Below are 2,152 nucleotides of genomic sequence, written 5' to 3' on the forward strand. Positions count from 1 at the left end.
CGCACGTCGGGCCTCGTCGACGGTGCGCTCGACGAGGCGGGCCTGGCGGCGCGCTGGCTCGGGCCGTACACGGTCCCGACGGTCGCGTACGACGCGCTGCTCACCGACCAGGCGGACGTGACGACGACCGACGCGGCCCAGCTGCTGACGTGGGCGGCCGAGGAGCGCGACGTCGTCGCGTTCGCGGTGGAGACGACCTCGGGCGACGACCAGGGAGTCGTCGTCGGCGCCGGCGTCCCGGTCACCGGCGTCGCGGACCTGCGCGGCCTGACGGTCGCCGTCGGCCCGACGCCCGGCGGTGTCGGGGACTACGTCCTGGCGAAGGCGCTCGCGACGGTCGGCCTCACGAGCGACGACGTCCAGCGGGTCTACCTGAGCGAGTCGGACGCGACCGCGGAGTTCGTGGCCGGCACGGTCGACGCGTGGGCGACCGCCGACGAGCACTTCGCGACCGCGCAGAGCACACCGGGAGCGGTCGTCGTCGCGCGGGGCGACCAGGTCGGCTCGAACGACGCCACCGTGCACGTCGTGTCGCGGACGTTCGCGCACGAGCACCCGGAGGCGGTCCGGGCGCTGTTCGACGGCCTCGTCGCGCAGGCCGCGGCGGTCGAGGACAAGCCGTCCGCCATCACGGACCTGTACTCGCGCGCCGGCGCACCGGGCGACGCGATCAAGGTGATCGGCACCTTCGACGTGCCGGAGGTCGCGCCCCTGGACGACGCCGGCGTGGAGCGTCTGCGGACCTTCGCGGACGACCTCGTGGAGCTCGGGTTCCTGGCCGTGGAGCCGCACATGGCGCACGCGGTCCACGACGTGACGGCCGGGTCCGGCTCGTAGGTCGGGGCAACCGCCGAGGGTGGCCTGCGCGCGGACCGCCGTGCCACGATGCGGGCAACGGCCACGATGCCCGAGGTGACGACATGAGCCTTGCGTCGACCCTGCCCGACCTGCGTCCGTACGCGCTCCCGCCCGGCGACGTGCTGGCCTCGCTCGACACGGACGCGCGCGGCCTGACGACGGCCGACGCCGAGCGACGCCTCGCCGAGACGGGCCCGAACCGCCTGCCGGAGCCGGCGAAAGCGCACCCGGTGGTGCGCTTCCTCCAGCACTTCGACGACGTCCTCATCTACATCCTGCTCGCCGCGGCGGTGCTCAAGGCGTTCCTGGGCGACTGGGTCGACTTCACGGTCATCCTCGTCGTCGCCGTCGCGAACGCGGTCGTCGGGTTCCTCCAGGAGGGTCAGGCGGAGCGCGCGCTCGACGGGATCCGCACGATGCTGTCGCTCGACGCCACGGCGCTGCGCGACGGGCACTGGTCGACGGTCGCCGCCGAGAGCCTCGTGCCGGGCGACGTCGTGCGCGTGCGGTCCGGTGACAAGGTGCCGGCGGACGCGCGTCTCCTGGACGAGACGAACCTCCAGGTCGACGAGTCCGCGCTGACGGGCGAGTCGGTGCCCGCGGTCAAGGACGTCGCGGCGGTCGGGACGGACGCGGGCGTGGGCGACCGGTCGAGCATGCTGTTCAGCGGCACGATCGTCGCCGCGGGCACGGCGACCGCGGTCGTGACGGCGACGGGCGCGAGCACCGAGATCGGCCGCATCCAGGCGCTCGTCGCGGACGTCGACCATCTCGACACCCCGCTCAAGCAGCAGCTCAACCGGCTCGGCACGCTGCTGTCGCGCGGCATCCTCGTGATGGCCGCGCTCATGCTCGTGATCGGCCGGGTCATCCACGACTGGGACCCGCCCGAGCTCATCTCGGCCGCGATCGGGTTCGCGGTCGCGGCCGTGCCGGAGGGGCTGCCGGCGCTCGTCACGATCACGCTCGCGCTGGGCGTGCAGCAGATGGCGCGCCGCCACGCGATCACCCGCAAGCTGCCCGCGGTCGAGGTGCTGGGGTCGGTCACGACGATCTGCTCGGACAAGACCGGCACGCTGACGAGGAACGAGATGACGGCGCGCACGGTGGTCACCGCGCAGCGCACCTACGACGTCGAGGGCCTGGGCTACGAGCCGACGGGCCGGGTCACGCGCGACGGCGCGACCGCGAGCCTCGCGGACCACCCCGACCTGCGCGCGCTCGTCGAGGCCGCGGCGCTCTGCAACGACGCGCGGGTCGTCGCGGACGAGGCCGGGCACTGGCGCGTCGTCGG

At 74.2% G+C, this 2,152-nt stretch carries 2 protein-coding genes; both read left to right on the forward strand.

From position 1 onward, the window contains the following. A partial coding sequence (locus HGA02_RS17295) for an ABC transporter substrate-binding protein (protein WP_168680440.1) occupies positions 1 to 837 on the forward strand: 837 nt, incomplete at its 5' end. Between the two features lie 83 nt (positions 838 to 920). Further along, a partial coding sequence (locus tag HGA02_RS17300) for a cation-translocating P-type ATPase (protein WP_168680442.1) occupies positions 921 to 2,152 on the forward strand: 1,232 nt, incomplete at its 3' end.

This window comes from Cellulomonas septica (assembly GCF_012396155.1).
Lineage (GTDB): Bacteria > Actinomycetota > Actinomycetes > Actinomycetales > Cellulomonadaceae > Cellulomonas > Cellulomonas septica.